The organism is Ancylobacter moscoviensis, from assembly GCF_007559435.1.
In the GTDB taxonomy this organism is placed as follows: Bacteria; Pseudomonadota; Alphaproteobacteria; order Rhizobiales; family Xanthobacteraceae; genus Ancylobacter; species Ancylobacter moscoviensis.
In genome coordinates this window covers 55883-69145 of record NZ_VMBP01000002.1, presented here as the reverse complement: position 1 = coordinate 69145, position 13263 = coordinate 55883, and the positions used below count along the sequence as shown (strand labels likewise).

Annotated in this window: 13 protein-coding genes and 1 riboswitch; of the genes, 5 read left to right on the top strand and 8 right to left on the bottom strand. The window is 69.3% G+C overall.

Annotated features, from left to right (window positions below):
• Window positions 1-26: 26 nt before the first annotated feature.
• From FO470_RS06480 to chpT, 3 genes are all read right to left on the bottom strand, one after another.
• Window positions 27-425 (bottom strand): hypothetical protein, encoded by a 399-nt coding sequence (locus tag FO470_RS06480; protein ID WP_144342144.1) that lies wholly within the window; start codon window positions 423-425, stop codon window positions 27-29.
• A gap of 104 nt (window positions 426-529) precedes the next feature.
• On the bottom strand, window positions 530-1579 hold the full coding sequence (locus FO470_RS06475; protein WP_246659501.1) for a DNA-binding transcriptional response regulator: 1050 nt from the start codon (window positions 1577-1579) through the stop codon (window positions 530-532).
• Between the two features lie 281 nt (window positions 1580-1860).
• A complete protein-coding gene (gene chpT / locus FO470_RS06470) occupies window positions 1861-2508 on the bottom strand; it encodes a histidine phosphotransferase ChpT (protein WP_144342142.1) in 648 nt (215 codons plus the stop codon).
• Between the two features lie 123 nt (window positions 2509-2631).
• On the opposite strand from chpT, the gene cysQ reads away from it, so the two are divergent.
• From cysQ to FO470_RS06445, 5 genes are all read left to right on the top strand, one after another.
• Window positions 2632-3444: a 3'(2'),5'-bisphosphate nucleotidase CysQ gene (gene cysQ, locus FO470_RS06465; protein WP_144342141.1), complete on the top strand. Its 813-nt coding sequence runs from the start codon at window positions 2632-2634 to the stop codon at window positions 3442-3444.
• Between the two features lie 168 nt (window positions 3445-3612).
• Entirely contained in the window at window positions 3613-4182 is a 570-nt protein-coding gene (locus FO470_RS06460) for a DUF1134 domain-containing protein (RefSeq protein WP_144342140.1), read from the top strand.
• Window positions 4183-4308: 126 nt separating this feature from the next.
• A complete protein-coding gene (locus FO470_RS06455) occupies window positions 4309-5628 on the top strand; it encodes a hypothetical protein (RefSeq protein WP_186291872.1) in 1320 nt (439 codons plus the stop codon).
• A 93-nt stretch (window positions 5629-5721) separates the two neighbouring features.
• Complete coding sequence (locus FO470_RS06450; protein WP_144342139.1) at window positions 5722-7092, top strand: NAD(P)H-dependent oxidoreductase; 1371 nt, start codon at window positions 5722-5724, stop codon at window positions 7090-7092.
• 358 nt (window positions 7093-7450) lie between these two features.
• Entirely contained in the window at window positions 7451-8011 is a 561-nt protein-coding gene (locus FO470_RS06445; protein ID WP_144342138.1) for a DUF2087 domain-containing protein, read from the top strand.
• A 55-nt stretch (window positions 8012-8066) separates the two neighbouring features.
• Here the strand turns inward: FO470_RS06445 and FO470_RS06440 are convergent, their stop codons facing one another.
• The 5 genes from FO470_RS06440 to FO470_RS06420 all read right to left on the bottom strand — a co-directional run bounded on the left by FO470_RS06440 (window position 8067) and on the right by FO470_RS06420 (window position 13225).
• Window positions 8067-8672 carry a thiamine phosphate synthase gene (locus tag FO470_RS06440; RefSeq protein WP_144342137.1) on the bottom strand — a complete coding sequence of 202 codons (606 nt, stop codon included), beginning with the start codon at window positions 8670-8672 and terminating at the stop codon, window positions 8067-8069.
• A gap of 14 nt (window positions 8673-8686) precedes the next feature.
• Entirely contained in the window at window positions 8687-9499 is an 813-nt protein-coding gene (locus tag FO470_RS06435; RefSeq protein WP_144342136.1) for a thiazole synthase, read from the bottom strand.
• A 1-nt stretch (window position 9500) separates the two neighbouring features.
• Window positions 9501-9698, bottom strand: a complete 198-nt coding sequence (gene thiS, locus FO470_RS06430; RefSeq protein WP_144342135.1) for a sulfur carrier protein ThiS — start codon at window positions 9696-9698, stop codon at window positions 9501-9503.
• On the bottom strand, window positions 9676-10677 hold the full coding sequence (gene thiO / locus FO470_RS06425; protein ID WP_144342792.1) for a glycine oxidase ThiO: 1002 nt from the start codon (window positions 10675-10677) through the stop codon (window positions 9676-9678). Before thiO ends, thiS begins: the two co-directional genes overlap by 23 nt.
• Before the next feature lie 41 nt (window positions 10678-10718).
• A riboswitch (TPP riboswitch) is annotated at window positions 10719-10836 on the bottom strand.
• 70 nt (window positions 10837-10906) lie between these two features.
• Window positions 10907-13225 (bottom strand): MHYT domain-containing protein, encoded by a 2319-nt coding sequence (locus tag FO470_RS06420; protein ID WP_144342134.1) that lies wholly within the window; start codon window positions 13223-13225, stop codon window positions 10907-10909.
• Window positions 13226-13263: the final 38 nt, after the last annotated feature.

Below are 13263 nucleotides of genomic sequence, written 5' to 3'. Positions count from 1 at the left end.
GTGACGGGCCGCGCGTCGAACGAGGATCAGACGGCTCGGGGTGGAGGCACCGGCGTCGCCAACGTCAGGCCGGACAGGGCCGCCCCGACCGGTGGCAGAAGCGCTGCGACGCGCGAGACCGGCGGTACGATAGCGGGCACGGTGAACGGCGATGCCACGAGCTGGCTCAACACGCAGCACAGGTGAAGACGCACCGCATCCGACGCGGGCGGATGAAGGGTTCCTCCCGATCCCTTGGCAGATGCCAAGCTCGCAGGAGCCACATGACCCGCCGCCGCATGCCCCTCCCCCGCAGCCGACAGCGCCGACTCGTGGCAAGGGGCGGAACGCTTCGCCATCGCCGCCGAAGCCGATGCCGCGCCCGCCATGGCCGAGCCCAGCGCCAGAAGCGCCAGAAGCACGCGGAGAATCTTCAACAGGGCCATGCACGGATTCCGGGGGCGATACCGAACGGAAGCCTATCAGGCCCCAGGACACGGCACAGCCGTGGAAAGCACGGATGGCGCAGCTGTGATCGGTCGGCTCGCTTCTAGGCGCGCCGCAGCAGGGCCAGCGCCAGCGCGACGGCGTCGCCCGCCGGAACCACGCGCGCGAAGCCGCGCGGCGCGGCGGGAAGAGCGCCGGCCGCAAGGCCAATGCGCTGCGCACCGTCCGTCGCCTCGACGCCCCCGGCGCGCACGTCCTCATAGGCGTCAAGATCGAACAGGATCACATCGAAACGCCCGCCGGCCAGCCGCGCCGCGCGCGGATCGTCAGCGAGCGACACCTCATGGCCCATGGAGCGGACGAGGTCGCGAAGCACGGAGCGCCCGGCATCTTCCGGCGCCGTCACCAGCACGCGCTTGGTCACCGCGCGGGCAGGCTGGGTGCCGCCGGGCTCCAGAAGCCGGTAGCGGCCGGTCGGCGTGGCGAGGAAGCGCAAGCTCCCGACGCGCTCGATGCGGCCCTGCGGCGCGAGACCCACCACCTCGTCGACGGCAACCACGTCACCCTGGCCGCCAAATTCGAGCAGCATGCGCTGGCGGCCACGCGGGAGAGCGGCGGAGGGAAGGACCGCCAGCCCCGGAACTTCGTCGAGCGGCCTCAGATCCCGGACAGCGGCAATGCGCACGGCTTCGAGTTGCGCCCGTCCCGCCCGCACCAGCAGATGGGCGGTGTCCCGCTCGGGAGCACCGGCCACGGCGGCCCGCGGCGCGTTGACGCCGAGCGGCAGGTCGATCATCGCCGCCTGCGCTCCGTCCGGCAGCAGGGCCACGCCGTCAATCATGTCCTCGCAGGGGCTGAAGCGACTGCGCCAGCTCGCCGGCATGGTCTCGACCCCCGCGGACACGCGCGTCGGCACGTCGTCGATCAGCACGGTCGCACGCACCTTGCCGGCGGTGCCGAACAGCACCAGCCCGCCTTGCACCGGCCGGTTGGTGGCGTCCGCGGCGAAGCCCATGCGGGCGGCAAGCCGGATCAGCGGCAGGCCGCTGGCACCCAGCGTACCCGTGGCGGACATGGCGACCAGACGCTCCCAGCGCGCGCCGGAAACCGTCATCACATCGACGATATGGGCGGCCGGCAACGCGAATCGCATGCCATGGAAAGAGAACACCAGCACATCGACACGCGCCGGTGCGGGACGCGGAGGCTCAGACCGGAGCATCTCGGCGCGCAGGGCGCCGGAAGCGCGAAAGGGCTTGGCGGCAAAGGCCGCGTCGTTCGGGACGGATCCGCGCGGGGCGGCGGTCAGGGAATCGACGGGGAACATGGATGACCGGCAATACTGGAACACAACGCGCACGCCTTTCGGCCTGCACGCCAGATTGTCCACCGATCGGTTAATGTCTTCTGAAAATGACGCTGCGGGAGATCGCGTCAGGCACGCTCGACCAGAATGGTCACCGCCTCGCCCTCATGCGCGAGATTGAAGCCATAGCCGGTCGCCCGCCCCAGCAGGCCCGTATAATGCGGCTGGATCGCATGCGCGTCGAGCGCGCCGCCTTCCGGCGCCTCGCCGGCGAGCAGGCCGACCAGATGCGGGGGAATGCGCGAATGGCTGCCTTCGGTACGCAGGCGGAAACCGCCTTCCTCGCCTTCCCCCGTTGCTTCGACGGCGATGCGCCCGCCGCGCGGGATGGTCGAGGTGGCGACGATCAGCAGGTTCAGCAGGAGCTTCACCTTGTTCTTCGGCGCGAGCACGCGCGGCACCTGCCATTCGAGGCTGGTGCGGTCGTCCTCGATGAAGCCGCGCGCCACCTTTTCCGCGTCGCCGGTGTCGATCTGCGCCCCGGCCGAGCCAGCCGCTCCGAAGGCGAGGCGGGCAAATTGCAGTCGGGCGGAAGCCTGTTTGGCGCTCTTGGCGATGAGGTCGAGAGCGAAGGCCTTCATGGCCGGGTCGTCCTCGTCGTCGAGCACCTCGAGCCCGTTCACGATGGCGCCGACCGGGCTGATGACGTCATGGCACACGCGCGAACACAGGAGGGCGGCAAGATCGAGCTTGTCGAGGTCGATGGCGGTCGTCATCGCATCCCTTGCGGTGTTTTTCAGGCGAATCGGCCGCAAAATGTGCAGCCGGCGTGCGGGCTGTGATACACCGCGCCCCCAGCGACGCCAACCTCGCGCGAACACCGAGAGCTCTCCTCCCCGATGTCCCTGCCGACCGCCCACCTGCCGCCGCACCTCTCCCTTCTGGCCGCCCTCGCCGATGCCGCGCTGAAGGCCGGCGAGGTGATCCTGCGCATCCGCGCCGAGGGCCTGACGGTGAACGCCAAGGCCGACCAGAGCCCCGTTACCGCTGCCGATCTCGCCGCCGAGGAGCTGCTGCGCGGCGAGCTCGCCCGTATCCTGCCCGGTGTGCCGGTGATCGCCGAGGAAGCGGTCTCCCAGGGCAAGGGCGAGGCGCCTTCCCGCACTTTCCTGCTCGTCGACCCGCTCGACGGCACGCGTGAGTTCGTCGGCTCCAGCGGCGAGTTCACGGTGAATATCGGGCTTGTGGAAAACGGCGTGCCGACGCACGGCATCGTCCTCGGCCCGGCGGTCGGCAAGCTCTATGCGGGCGCCGTGACCGGGACGGCGAGCGCGGCCTTCGCCGCCGGCCCGGTCGCCGATCCGTCCTCCTGGTCGCCGATCCATTGCCGGCCGATGCCGGAGAGAGGAATTGTTGCCGTCGCCAGCCGGTCGCATCCCGATCCGGGGACGGAGGCGCTGCTTGCCGAACTCGATATCGCCGAACGGATCAGCTGCGGTTCCGCGCTGAAATTCGGCCTCGTCGCGGAAGGGCGCGCCGACATCTACCCGCGACTCGGCACGGTATGCGAATGGGATGTGGCCGCCGGCCATGCTCTGGTACGGGCGGCGGGCGGCAGCGTGCGCCGTCCGGACGGCACGCCCCTGCCCTATGGCCGCACCGCGGAAAGCTATCGTGTGACGGGGTTTGTCGCCCGCGGCGCCGCGACCTGAGGATCACATTCGCAGCGGAACCAGCCTTTCGCCGGCTCGACGCGCCTTCCTAAGGTCGCACTCCGTGCTAATGATAGGTTCGATTTTGATGTTTGGTGTGGGGATGTCGGATTCTGGGCCCGTCTCGGGCTCCGTCCCCGTTTGATGAGATCCAACGCGAGACCGACGATGCCGACCTTGCGCGCCCTTGCTGCCTGCCTCGCCCTTCTTGCCACCCTCCCCTTTGCCGCCATGCCGGCCCGTGCCCAATCGAACCCGACCTACTCGTCCGACGAGCTCGTCCAGCGCGGGCACGGCTTCTTCGGCGAGGTGTCGCGGGGCCTCGCCCTCTCCATCGAGAAAGCGGTGAGCCAGTGGGGCCAGCCCAACGGCTACATCCTCGGCCAGGAGGGTTCCGGCGCCTTTGTCGGCGGCCTGCGCTATGGCGAAGGCACGCTCTACACCCGCAACGCTGGCGACGTGAAGGTATACTGGCAGGGTCCCTCGCTCGGCTGGGATTTCGGCGGCGACGGCGCCCGCACGATGATCCTCGTGTACAACCTCAATTCCATCAGCGACATCTTCCGCCGCTTCGGTGGCATCTCCGGCTCGGCCTATTTCGTCGCCGGCTTCGGCATGACCGCCCTGGCCGCCGACAAGGTGGTGGTGGTGCCGATCCGTTCGGGTGTCGGCGTGCGCCTCGGCGCCAATATCGGCTACCTGAAGTTCACTCCCAACTCGACCTGGAACCCCTTCTGACGCCACACCGAGGCACCGGCGCCCGGTCGGGCTGGCCCGGCCGTTTCGGTATTTGTAACCTATGGTCCGTAAGCTGCCGTCCGGCCCGCTCCGGGCGGACATGCCGCGTTTGAGGTGAGACTCCGCATGATCGAAGCGATCATGTATGCCGCCATTGGCTTCCTGACGGCGACGTTGCTGGCGCTGCTGGCGCTTCCCGCCGTGTGGCGCCGCGCCGTGCGTCTCACGCGCAAGCGCATCGAGGGCGCCATTCCCGTTTCGGTCGCCGAAGTCCAGGCCGACAAGGACGAGCAGCGCGCCATCTTCGCGGTCGATGTGCGTCGCCTCGAACTCGAGGTGAACAAGCTCCAGAACCGTGCGGCCTCCCAGTGGACCGATGTGACGCGCCAGGCCGAGGAATTGCGGACGCGTCAGGAGACGATCGACCGCCTGGCCGGCGAACTGACCGCGCTTCAGACCGAGCACAGCGCGATCACCGCCGAGCGCGACCGGCTGGCCAGCGAGCTCGACATCCACTCCCGCGATCTGGCGGAGACCCGCGCCGCCCTGCAGACCACGAGCGCCGATCTCGCCGAGACCCGCATCGCGCTGGAAGAGACCAGTGCCCGCGAAGACGAGTTCAAGATCGACCACGTGGCGCTCACCACCCTGCGCGACACGCTGAAGGACCGGATCGGCGAGCTCGACCGCAATCTGGCGGCGACCAACACGCATCTGACGACCGAGCGCAACACGCTGCGCACGACCTCCGAGAGCCTTTCCGTCGAACTCACGAAGAATCGCCAGTTGCGGGAGCAGCTCGCCGACACCGAGGCGCGGCTGGCGACGCTCGATCGCGAGGCAGCCGCTCTCAGGACCGAGCGCGCCGCCCTCACCGCGCAGGTTGCTGCCCTGGAAGCACGTACGCTGGAAGCCGAGCAGGCGCGCGCCGCCACCGAAGCCGAAGCGAGCCGTCTCACCGGCGACGCGCGGCAGGCGCAGCGTACGGCCGAGGCGCTGGCACGCGAGGCCGCCGACACCATCGAGATGCTCCGCGCCGAGAAGGCGATGCTCGACGACGCGCTCGCCAAGGCGCGCGACGACCGGGCCGGGCTGCAACAGCAGCTCGACCATCTCCTGTCCCTCGCCACCACCGTCCCCGCCACGCCCGCGGGCGGCGTCTCCTCCCGGGACGAGGCCGACGACACGGCGCTGCTGCGTGAGCGCATCAGCGACATCGCCGCCGAGGTCGCCCATCTGACGGCGCGGCTGGAAGGTCCAGGCTCGCCCATCGACGTCCTGCTGGCCAGCCACGCTCCGGCCGCGAACGGCGCCTCGCCGACCCTCGCCGACCGCATTCTGGCGCTGAGGACGGCAGAGGATGCCGCCCCGCCTCAGACCGCCCCGAAGGCTGCGGCACCGAAGACATCCGCGCCGCGGAGCAAGGGCCGAGCGGTGGCCGGCTGAACGACGACGGTGCGGGGCGCCAAACCCGCATCGGCCGAAGACAAGAGCGGACACCAAAGGTCCGCCGGACAACGCCAGGGAAGGAACACGCCCATGAATCTCGCCCGCATGCTCAAGGCGCGCGCCGACGAAGGCCGCCCCATCCGTGTCGGCCTTATCGGCGCCGGCAAGTTCGGCTCCATGTTCCTGTCGCAGTTGCGCACCACGCCGGGGCTGCATCTGCTGGGAATCGCCGACCTTTCCGTGCCGCGTGCCCGCGCCGCACTGGAAGCGACCGGCTGGGACGTGGCGGCTGCCGTCGCCCCGTCCTTCGCCGAGGCGCTGCGCACCGGCCGCACCGTGCTCACAGAGGATGCCGACGCTCTGATTTCGGCCGACGGGCTCGACGTCGTGGTGGAAGTCACGGGCAATCCCGCCGCCGGCGCACATCACGCGCTGAAGGCCATCGAGCACGGGCGGCACATCGTCATGGTGACGGTCGAGGCCGACGTGCTGGTCGGCCCGCTGCTGGCCGAGCGCGCCCGCAAGGCCGGCGTGGTCTACTCCATGGCCTATGGCGACCAGCCGGCGCTGGTCTGCGAGATGGTGGACTGGGCGCGCACCTGTGGCTTCAGCGTGGTCGCCGCCGGCAAGGGCACGAAGTACCTGCCGAGCTTCCACCGCTCGACGCCGGACACGATCTGGGATCTCTACGGCCTCACCGTCGAGCAGGCCGCGCAGGGCGGCATGAATGCCCAGATGTTCAACTCCTTCGCCGACGGCACCAAGTCGTCCATCGAAATGGCGGCGATCGCCAATGCGGCGGGGCTGAAGGCGCCCTCGGACGGCCTGCTGTTCCCGCCCTGCGGCGTCGACGATCTCGCCACCGTGCTGCGCCCGCGCGAGCGCGGGGGCATTCTGGAACACTCCGGCACGGTGGAGACGGTCTCCTCGCTGGAGCGTGACGGGCGCCCGGTGTTCCGCGATCTGCGCTGGGGCGTCTATGTGGTGTTCGAGGCCGACCCGAGCGCACGGGGCGACTATGCCCGCCGCTGCTTCAAGGAATATGGCGTGGTGACGGACCCGTCGGGCCGCTACACCGCGCTCTACCGCCCCTATCATCTCATCGGGCTGGAACTCGGCGTCAGCGTCGCCTCCGCCGTGCTGCGGGGCGAACCGACCGGCGTCACCGAGGCGTTCAACGGCGATGTGGTGGCGGTCGCCAAGCGCCCGCTGAAGGCCGGCGAGATGCTCGACGGCGAAGGAGGCTTCACGGTGTGGGGCAAGCTCTTTCCCGCCGCCACCTCGCTGGCGAAGGGCGGCCTGCCCATCGGCCTCGCCCACCACGTGGCGCTCAAGCGCGACATCCCCGAGGGCGAGATCGTCGGCTGGGCCGATGTCGAGGTGAAGGACAGCCCGACCGTGCGCCTGCGGCGCGAAATGGAACGCACCTTCGGCGGCGGCGTAAGCGCGGCAGCGGAGTAAGGACGTCCCCTCCCCGTTCACGACGTCATGCCCGGGCTTGGCCCGGGCATTCACGACTTGGAACCGGGTGCCTGCGGAAAGACGTGGGTGGCCGGGCCAAGCCCGGCCATGACGATGTATTGCTTGTTTTCCCTCATGCCCGGGCTTGGCCCGGGCACCCAGTGATCGGGCGCACCGCTGGACTTCCGGCCGCCCTTCGCTTATGCCTCGGCTACGGTCTGCAGTTCACCGAGGCGTTGCCGCCCCGCAAGGGGAGCTAAACCTGCTCATCTCCGTACCCTGCACTTGTCCTTGTGCCCGGTCGCAAGACGGCAACCCCGACAATTCCTCGCGGAATGGCACCAAACGAGGATAGGTCATGCCCAGAACCGTTCTGGCCTATGAGGCGCCGGACATTTCCGCGCTCGCCCGCACCCTGCGCGACGGCATCGCCGCGCTGGACCGCGCGCCCGGCCATGTCGAACTGCTGAACCTGCTGGCGCGCGGTGCCGGCTTCCGCAACTTCCAGCATCTGCGCGCGGATGCGCAGGCCCGTGATCGCCTGTCGCAAAGCCCCATGGCACCCGCTCTCCCGCCGGATCATGCGCGCTGCGAGAAGGCGCTGCGGCTGTTCGACGTGGAAGGGCGCCTCCTGCGCTGGCCCAAGAAGCGCAACCAGCAGGTGCTGTGCCTGTGGCTGCTATGGTCGCGCCTGCCGAGCGGGGTCTCTTTCCCCGAACGGCGGATGAACGAGCTGCTGAACGAACAGCACACCTTCGGCGACTATGCTCTGCTGCGCCGTGAGCTGGTGGAACTCGGCCTGTTCCGCCGTACGCCGGATGGCCGCGAGTACGGACGCATCGAACGGGAGCCTCCGCCCGAGATGGCCAAGCTCGCCAGCCTGCTGCGCCAGCGCACGCTCGCGCCATCCGCCGGCTGAGACAAGCACGGGCCGTGGCCGGGAGATTTCCCGGCCACGGCCTCATGACCAAGCGTCAGGCGAGTTCCCGCGTCGCCAGCACCCATTCACGGGCGCGGCGTTCGGGATTATCGTTCAGCAGCACGTCGGTGACGACGGCGACACTGTCCGCGCCCGCCTGCAGCACGCCGGGCGCGCGCTCGATGGTGAGCCCGCCGATGCCGACCAGCGGCACGTCGCCGACGCGCGCCTTCCACTGGCTCACGCGCTCCAGCCCCTGCGGCGCCCAGCGCATCTTCTTGAGGATGGTCGGATAGACCGGGCCCAGCGCCACATAATCGGGCCGGGCCAGCAACGCCGCCTCCAGCTCCGCTTCGTCATGGGTGCTGATGCCGAGCTTCAAGCCCGCGCGGCGGATCGCCGGCACGTCGGCGGCGGCGAGGTCTTCCTGGCCCAGGTGGACGAAATCGCAGCCCTCCTCGATGGCGAGCTGCCAGTAGTCATTGACGATGAGCTGCGCGCCGTAGCGCTCGCAGACCTGCCGCGCGGTCGCGATCTCCTGCCGGAGCTCCGGCTCCTCCAGATCCTTGGCCCGCAGCTGCACCAGCTTCACGCCCTGCGGCAGCAGGCGAGGCAGCCAGGAGGCACGGTCGACGATGAGATAGAACGGATCGAGCTTCATCACTCTGCCCCGGCTCACTGGCCCAGCACGGCACGGCCCATAACGGGCGTCGAGGGCGCCGCCATGTCGCGCACCTCCATGGGATCGGCGATCAGCGCCTCGCGGCCGGCCTCGATGGCGCGGGCGAAGGCACGGGCCATGCGCACCGGGTCGCCGGCCTTGGCGACCGCCGTGTTCAGCAGCACGGCGTCGTAGCCCATCTCCATCGCCGCCGCCGCGTGGGAGGGGACGCCGACGCCGGCATCCACCACCAGCGGAATGCCGGGGAAATGCGCGCGCATCGAGCGCAGGCCGTAAGGGTTGTTCAACCCGCGCCCGGAGCCGATGGGGGCGCCCCATGGCATCAGTACCTCGCAGCCGGCGGAAATCAGTTTCTCCGCCACCACGAGGTCCTCGGTCGTGTAGGGGAACACCTGGAAGCCGTCGCGCACCAGCGTGCGTGCCGCCTCGACCAGCCCGAAAACGTCCGGCTGCAGCGTGTCGTCCTCGCCGATCACCTCCAGCTTCACCCAGGGCGTGCCGAACAGCTCGCGCGCCATCTCGGCCGTGGTGATAGCTTCCTTTACCGTCTTGCAGCCGGCCGTGTTGGGCAGCACCTTCACGCCAAGGTCGCGGATGATCTGCCAGAAGCTCTGGCCGGACTTCGCCACGCCGGATTCGCGGCGCAGCGAGACGGTGACGATCTCCGTGCCCGAAGCCCGGATCGCCTCGGCGAGGATGGCCGGCGAGGGATACTGCGCGGTGCCGAGCAGCAGGCGCGAATTCACCCTGGCGCCGTAGAACTCGACCGTGTCGGCGTGAGTCGTCTTTTCCGTCATCGCGTCCATCTCAGCCTCCCTGCATCGGGGCGAGGATTTCCACCCTATCGCCGTCGGCGATCGGCGTCGCCTCGCGCTTCACCGCCCGCACCATGGCGCCGTTGACGGCCGTCGCGACGATGGCGTCGCCGAGGCCGAGCTCCGCGAGCAGAGCGGCCAGCGTGCCGGCACGGGTATCGGCCGCCTCACCATTCACGATGATCTTCATCCATGACCTCCGGGAAATGCGTCCCGTCGAACGCCAGTTCCGCCGCGCGGCGGGCCAGCGCCGGCGCCGCGAGGAAACCGTGGCGGTAGAGACCGTTCACATAGATCGTGTTCCCGCGCCGGCGCAGGCGCGGCAGGTTGTCGGGAAAAGCCGGGCGCACATCGGCGCCGATCTCGACGATCTCGGCCTCGCCGAAGGCGGGATGCAGCGCATAGACCGCCGACAGCAGCTCCAGCATGGAGCGTCCGGTGACGCGGCCGCGCTCGTCATTCTCGATCGAGGTTGCCCCGATCATGAAATGCCCGTCGCCGCGCGGCACGATGTAGACGGGGATGCGCGGGTGCAGCATCCGCACCGGACGCTTGAGCGCGATCTCGGTGGAATAGAGCACCAGCATCTCGCCCTTCACGCCGCGCAGATCTTCCAGCTGATCGCGCGCCGCGAGCCCGCGGCAGTCGACCACTACATCGGCGGCGTCATCGCCATCGAAGCCCTCCGCCTCGTAGCGGATGGTCACGTGGTGCTCGTCGACCAGCTTGCGGGTCAGCGCCGCAAGCGCCTTGCGCGGCTCCAGATGCGCCTCGGTCGGAAAGAACAGGCCCTGGTCGAAGCGCCCTTCGAGATCCGGCTCCAGCGCAGCGATGCGCGTGTCGTCAATCCACTCATACCCTTCGGTGCGCCGCGAGAAGCGGCGAAGGTCCGGCAGATCGCGCGGCTGCGCCAGCACCAGGCTGCCTTCCTTCGGTACGTCGGGCACCGCCTCGCGCCAGTAATCGAGCGACTCGAAGCCGAGTTCGGCGATGATCGGCTCGGCGCTCTCGCGTTCGCACCACGGGGCGAGCATGCCGCCCGCATACCAGGAGCAGCCCTGCCCGGAGCCGGCCTTGCGCTCCACGATGGTGACTTCGGCGCCGCGTCGGGCGAAGGCATGGGCGCAGGTGAGCCCGGCAACGCCGGCGCCCACGATCTTCACGCGCATGGCGTTGGCCGTGCGCGGCGTTGCGGTGGTTTCATCGTGCGGGGACAGCATTCACTCCTCCCTCCGCCAGTCTCAACTGGATCAGGTTCGAAGGGTCGCCATGCCGCTCGCGCGCCGATGGCCTCTCAGCCTCCTGACGAGGCTCCCCCGGACGTGTCTGATATAGTCATTCGAACGTCGAATGTCACCGCCAGTACACAATATTCCGATGGCGGCGTCAGTGGTCGGCTCACCCAAGCCGGGTCAGCGGCACCACATTGTCCGTCTGGCCGCGCGTGGCGGCGATCACCGCACGCCGCAAGGTCTCGCGGCTGAAGGGCTTGCCGAGCCGCAGCATGCCGGCCTTGGCGTCCGGCGGAAGCTCGGCATAGCCGGTGCCGAGAATGACCGGCAGCGCCGGCCAGCGGGACGCAATGGCCGAAGCAAGCTGGACGCCGGTCATGCCCGGCATCGCCTGGTCCGTAAGCACCGCGTCGAAGCCCTCGCCAGCCTCGAGCAGCGCCAACGCTTCCGATCCGGACGACGCCTCGCGGACCATGCAGCCAAGGTCCTCCAGCATCGCGGCGGTGGCGGAGAGGACGAGAGGATCGTCGTCGACGACGAGCACACGCTGCTTGCCGGTCTCGCCGGCGGGCACGCCATCGTCGTCCTCGGCCGCCATGGCGGGTTCGGCGACCGGTGCCGCGATGGCCTCGGCGATCGGTAGGCAGATCGTCGCCGTCGTGCCCTGCCCCAGGCGGCTGTCCAGCGACAGCTTTCCGCCCGATTGGGCCGCGAGCCCATGGACCATGGCAAGGCCGAGGCCGGTCCCTTTGCCGACCCCCTTGGTGGTGAAGAACGGCTCCGTGGCCCGCGCCAGCGTCTCCTCGTCCATGCCGGTGCCGCTATCCGACACCGACAGGCAGAAATAGCGCCCCGGCCGGAAGGAGCCGGCATCCGCTTCGTCATCGGATGGCCCCACCGTCTCTTCCCGGGCGGCAATGGTGATTGTGCCGCCATCCGGCATGGCGTCGCGGGCGTTCACCGCCAGATTGAGCAGCGCGAGCTCGAGCTGGTTGGCATCGACCCGGGCACGCGGCAGGCCGAGGGGAAAGCGCGTCTCGATGCGCACGCTCGGCCCGATGGAACGGCGCAACAGCTCCGCCATGCCGAGCACGAGGTCGGGCACGTCCACCGGCTCGGGCTGCAGGTCCTGCCGACGGGCGAAGGCCAGCATGCGCTGGGTCAGAGCCGCCCCGCGCTGCGCGGCCTGGATCGCATTGTCGAGCAGGGCGAGCAGGCGCGCGTCATCAGGAGCCCGCTTGGTGGCGAGTTCGAGATTGCCCAGCACGACCGCGAGCAGGTTGTTGAAGTCATGGGCGATGCCGCCGGTAAGCTGACCGACCGCCTCCAGCTTCTGCGCCTGCCGGAGCGCCTCCTCCGCGGCGCGGCGTTCGGTGACGTCGATCAGCCCGCAGAGCGTCTTGGTGAGGCGTCCCTCGGCATCCTTCTCCGCCACGGCGGAGAGAACGCAGTCGAGCACCCGCCCGTCCCGGGTGATCAGGCGGTATTCCGCCTCGCGCAGTTCCCCCGTGCCGAGCAGGCGCGGCCAGTGCTCCTCCAGGCGCCGGCGTGTGGAATCCGGCGTCATGAAATCCGTCAGCGGACGCCCCACCACCTCCTCCCGCCGATAGCCGAGCATGTCGAGCCAGCGATCACTCACCTGTGCGATACAGCCGTCCGCGTCCAGCGAATGCAGAGGTAGCGGCGTACGGCGATAGAGCATGCGATAGCGCTCCTCGCTCTCGCGCCACATCGCCGCCTCCCGCTCGGCCAGCACCGCAAAGCGCCGGTCGTACATCGCGGCCAGCAAGGCCGCGATGAAGATGGTGAAGGTCGCGGCAGTGACCACGATGACGAGATCGACGGTATCGAGGCCATCGAGAGGAACATGACCTCCCTCGTGCGGCGCGAGCGTCACTCCCATCATGGCGACGTAGTGCATGCCGGCAATGCCGAAGCCGAGCGCCAGCGCCGCAATGGCGCGCTGCGTTATCGAGTGCCGGCGGAAGGCCAGCCAGATCGCCACGGTGGACGCCGTGATCGCCAGCACAACCGACGCACCCACATAGACAAGATCATGCGTCATGACGGCAGGCATGCGCAGGGCCGCTATGCCGGTATAGTGCATCCCGACGATACCGAGTCCCATGAAAATGCCGCTCAGCAGGATGCGGCCATTACTGACGACTCTCGGCCCCACATCGACGTGGCTGGCCGCGTAGAGGGCGATCCCGGTCGCAACGACCGCGACGACGAAGGACAGGATCGTCAACCCCGGATCGTAGGAGATGGGCATGCCGACATGCATGGCGAGCATGGCGATGAAGTGCATCGCCCAGATGCCGCCACCGAGCACGAGCGCCGCTGCGGCCAGCCAGCCATTGCGCACCGTGCCGCGCGCGGGAGGCACGCGCCCGGCGAGGTCCAGCGCCGTGTAGGACGCTGCCACCGCGATCAGTATCGACAGCGCCACCAGCGCCGGATCGTGGCTACCGACAGGATTCATAGAACAACCGCGAACCTCTCGCCGATGGCGGACGCGCC

Bases quoted from the DNA above. Each gene is read 5' to 3' on its own strand.
- chpT (WP_144342142.1), bottom strand. From the start codon at position 2,508: ATGACGACCGCCATCGACCTCGACAAGCTCGATCTTGCCGCCCTCCTG.
- FO470_RS06455 (WP_186291872.1), top strand. From the start codon at position 4,309: ATGATCGAAGCGATCATGTATGCCGCCATTGGCTTCCTGACGGCGACG.
- FO470_RS06460 (WP_144342140.1), top strand. From the start codon at position 3,613: ATGCCGACCTTGCGCGCCCTTGCTGCCTGCCTCGCCCTTCTTGCCACC.
- thiS (WP_144342135.1), bottom strand. From the start codon at position 9,698: ATGAAGATCATCGTGAATGGTGAGGCGGCCGATACCCGTGCCGGCACG.
- FO470_RS06445 (WP_144342138.1), top strand. From the start codon at position 7,451: ATGCCCAGAACCGTTCTGGCCTATGAGGCGCCGGACATTTCCGCGCTC.
- FO470_RS06440 (WP_144342137.1), bottom strand. From the start codon at position 8,672: ATGAAGCTCGATCCGTTCTATCTCATCGTCGACCGTGCCTCCTGGCTG.
- FO470_RS06450 (WP_144342139.1), top strand. From the start codon at position 5,722: ATGAATCTCGCCCGCATGCTCAAGGCGCGCGCCGACGAAGGCCGCCCC.
- FO470_RS06435 (WP_144342136.1), bottom strand. From the start codon at position 9,499: ATGGACGCGATGACGGAAAAGACGACTCACGCCGACACGGTCGAGTTC.
- cysQ (WP_144342141.1), top strand. From the start codon at position 2,632: ATGTCCCTGCCGACCGCCCACCTGCCGCCGCACCTCTCCCTTCTGGCC.
- FO470_RS06480 (WP_144342144.1), bottom strand. From the start codon at position 425: ATGGCCCTGTTGAAGATTCTCCGCGTGCTTCTGGCGCTTCTGGCGCTG.
- FO470_RS06420 (WP_144342134.1), bottom strand. From the start codon at position 13,225: ATGAATCCTGTCGGTAGCCACGATCCGGCGCTGGTGGCGCTGTCGATA.
- FO470_RS06475 (WP_246659501.1), bottom strand. From the start codon at position 1,579: ATGCGATTCGCGTTGCCGGCCGCCCATATCGTCGATGTGATGACGGTT.
- thiO (WP_144342792.1), bottom strand. From the start codon at position 10,677: ATGCGCGTGAAGATCGTGGGCGCCGGCGTTGCCGGGCTCACCTGCGCC.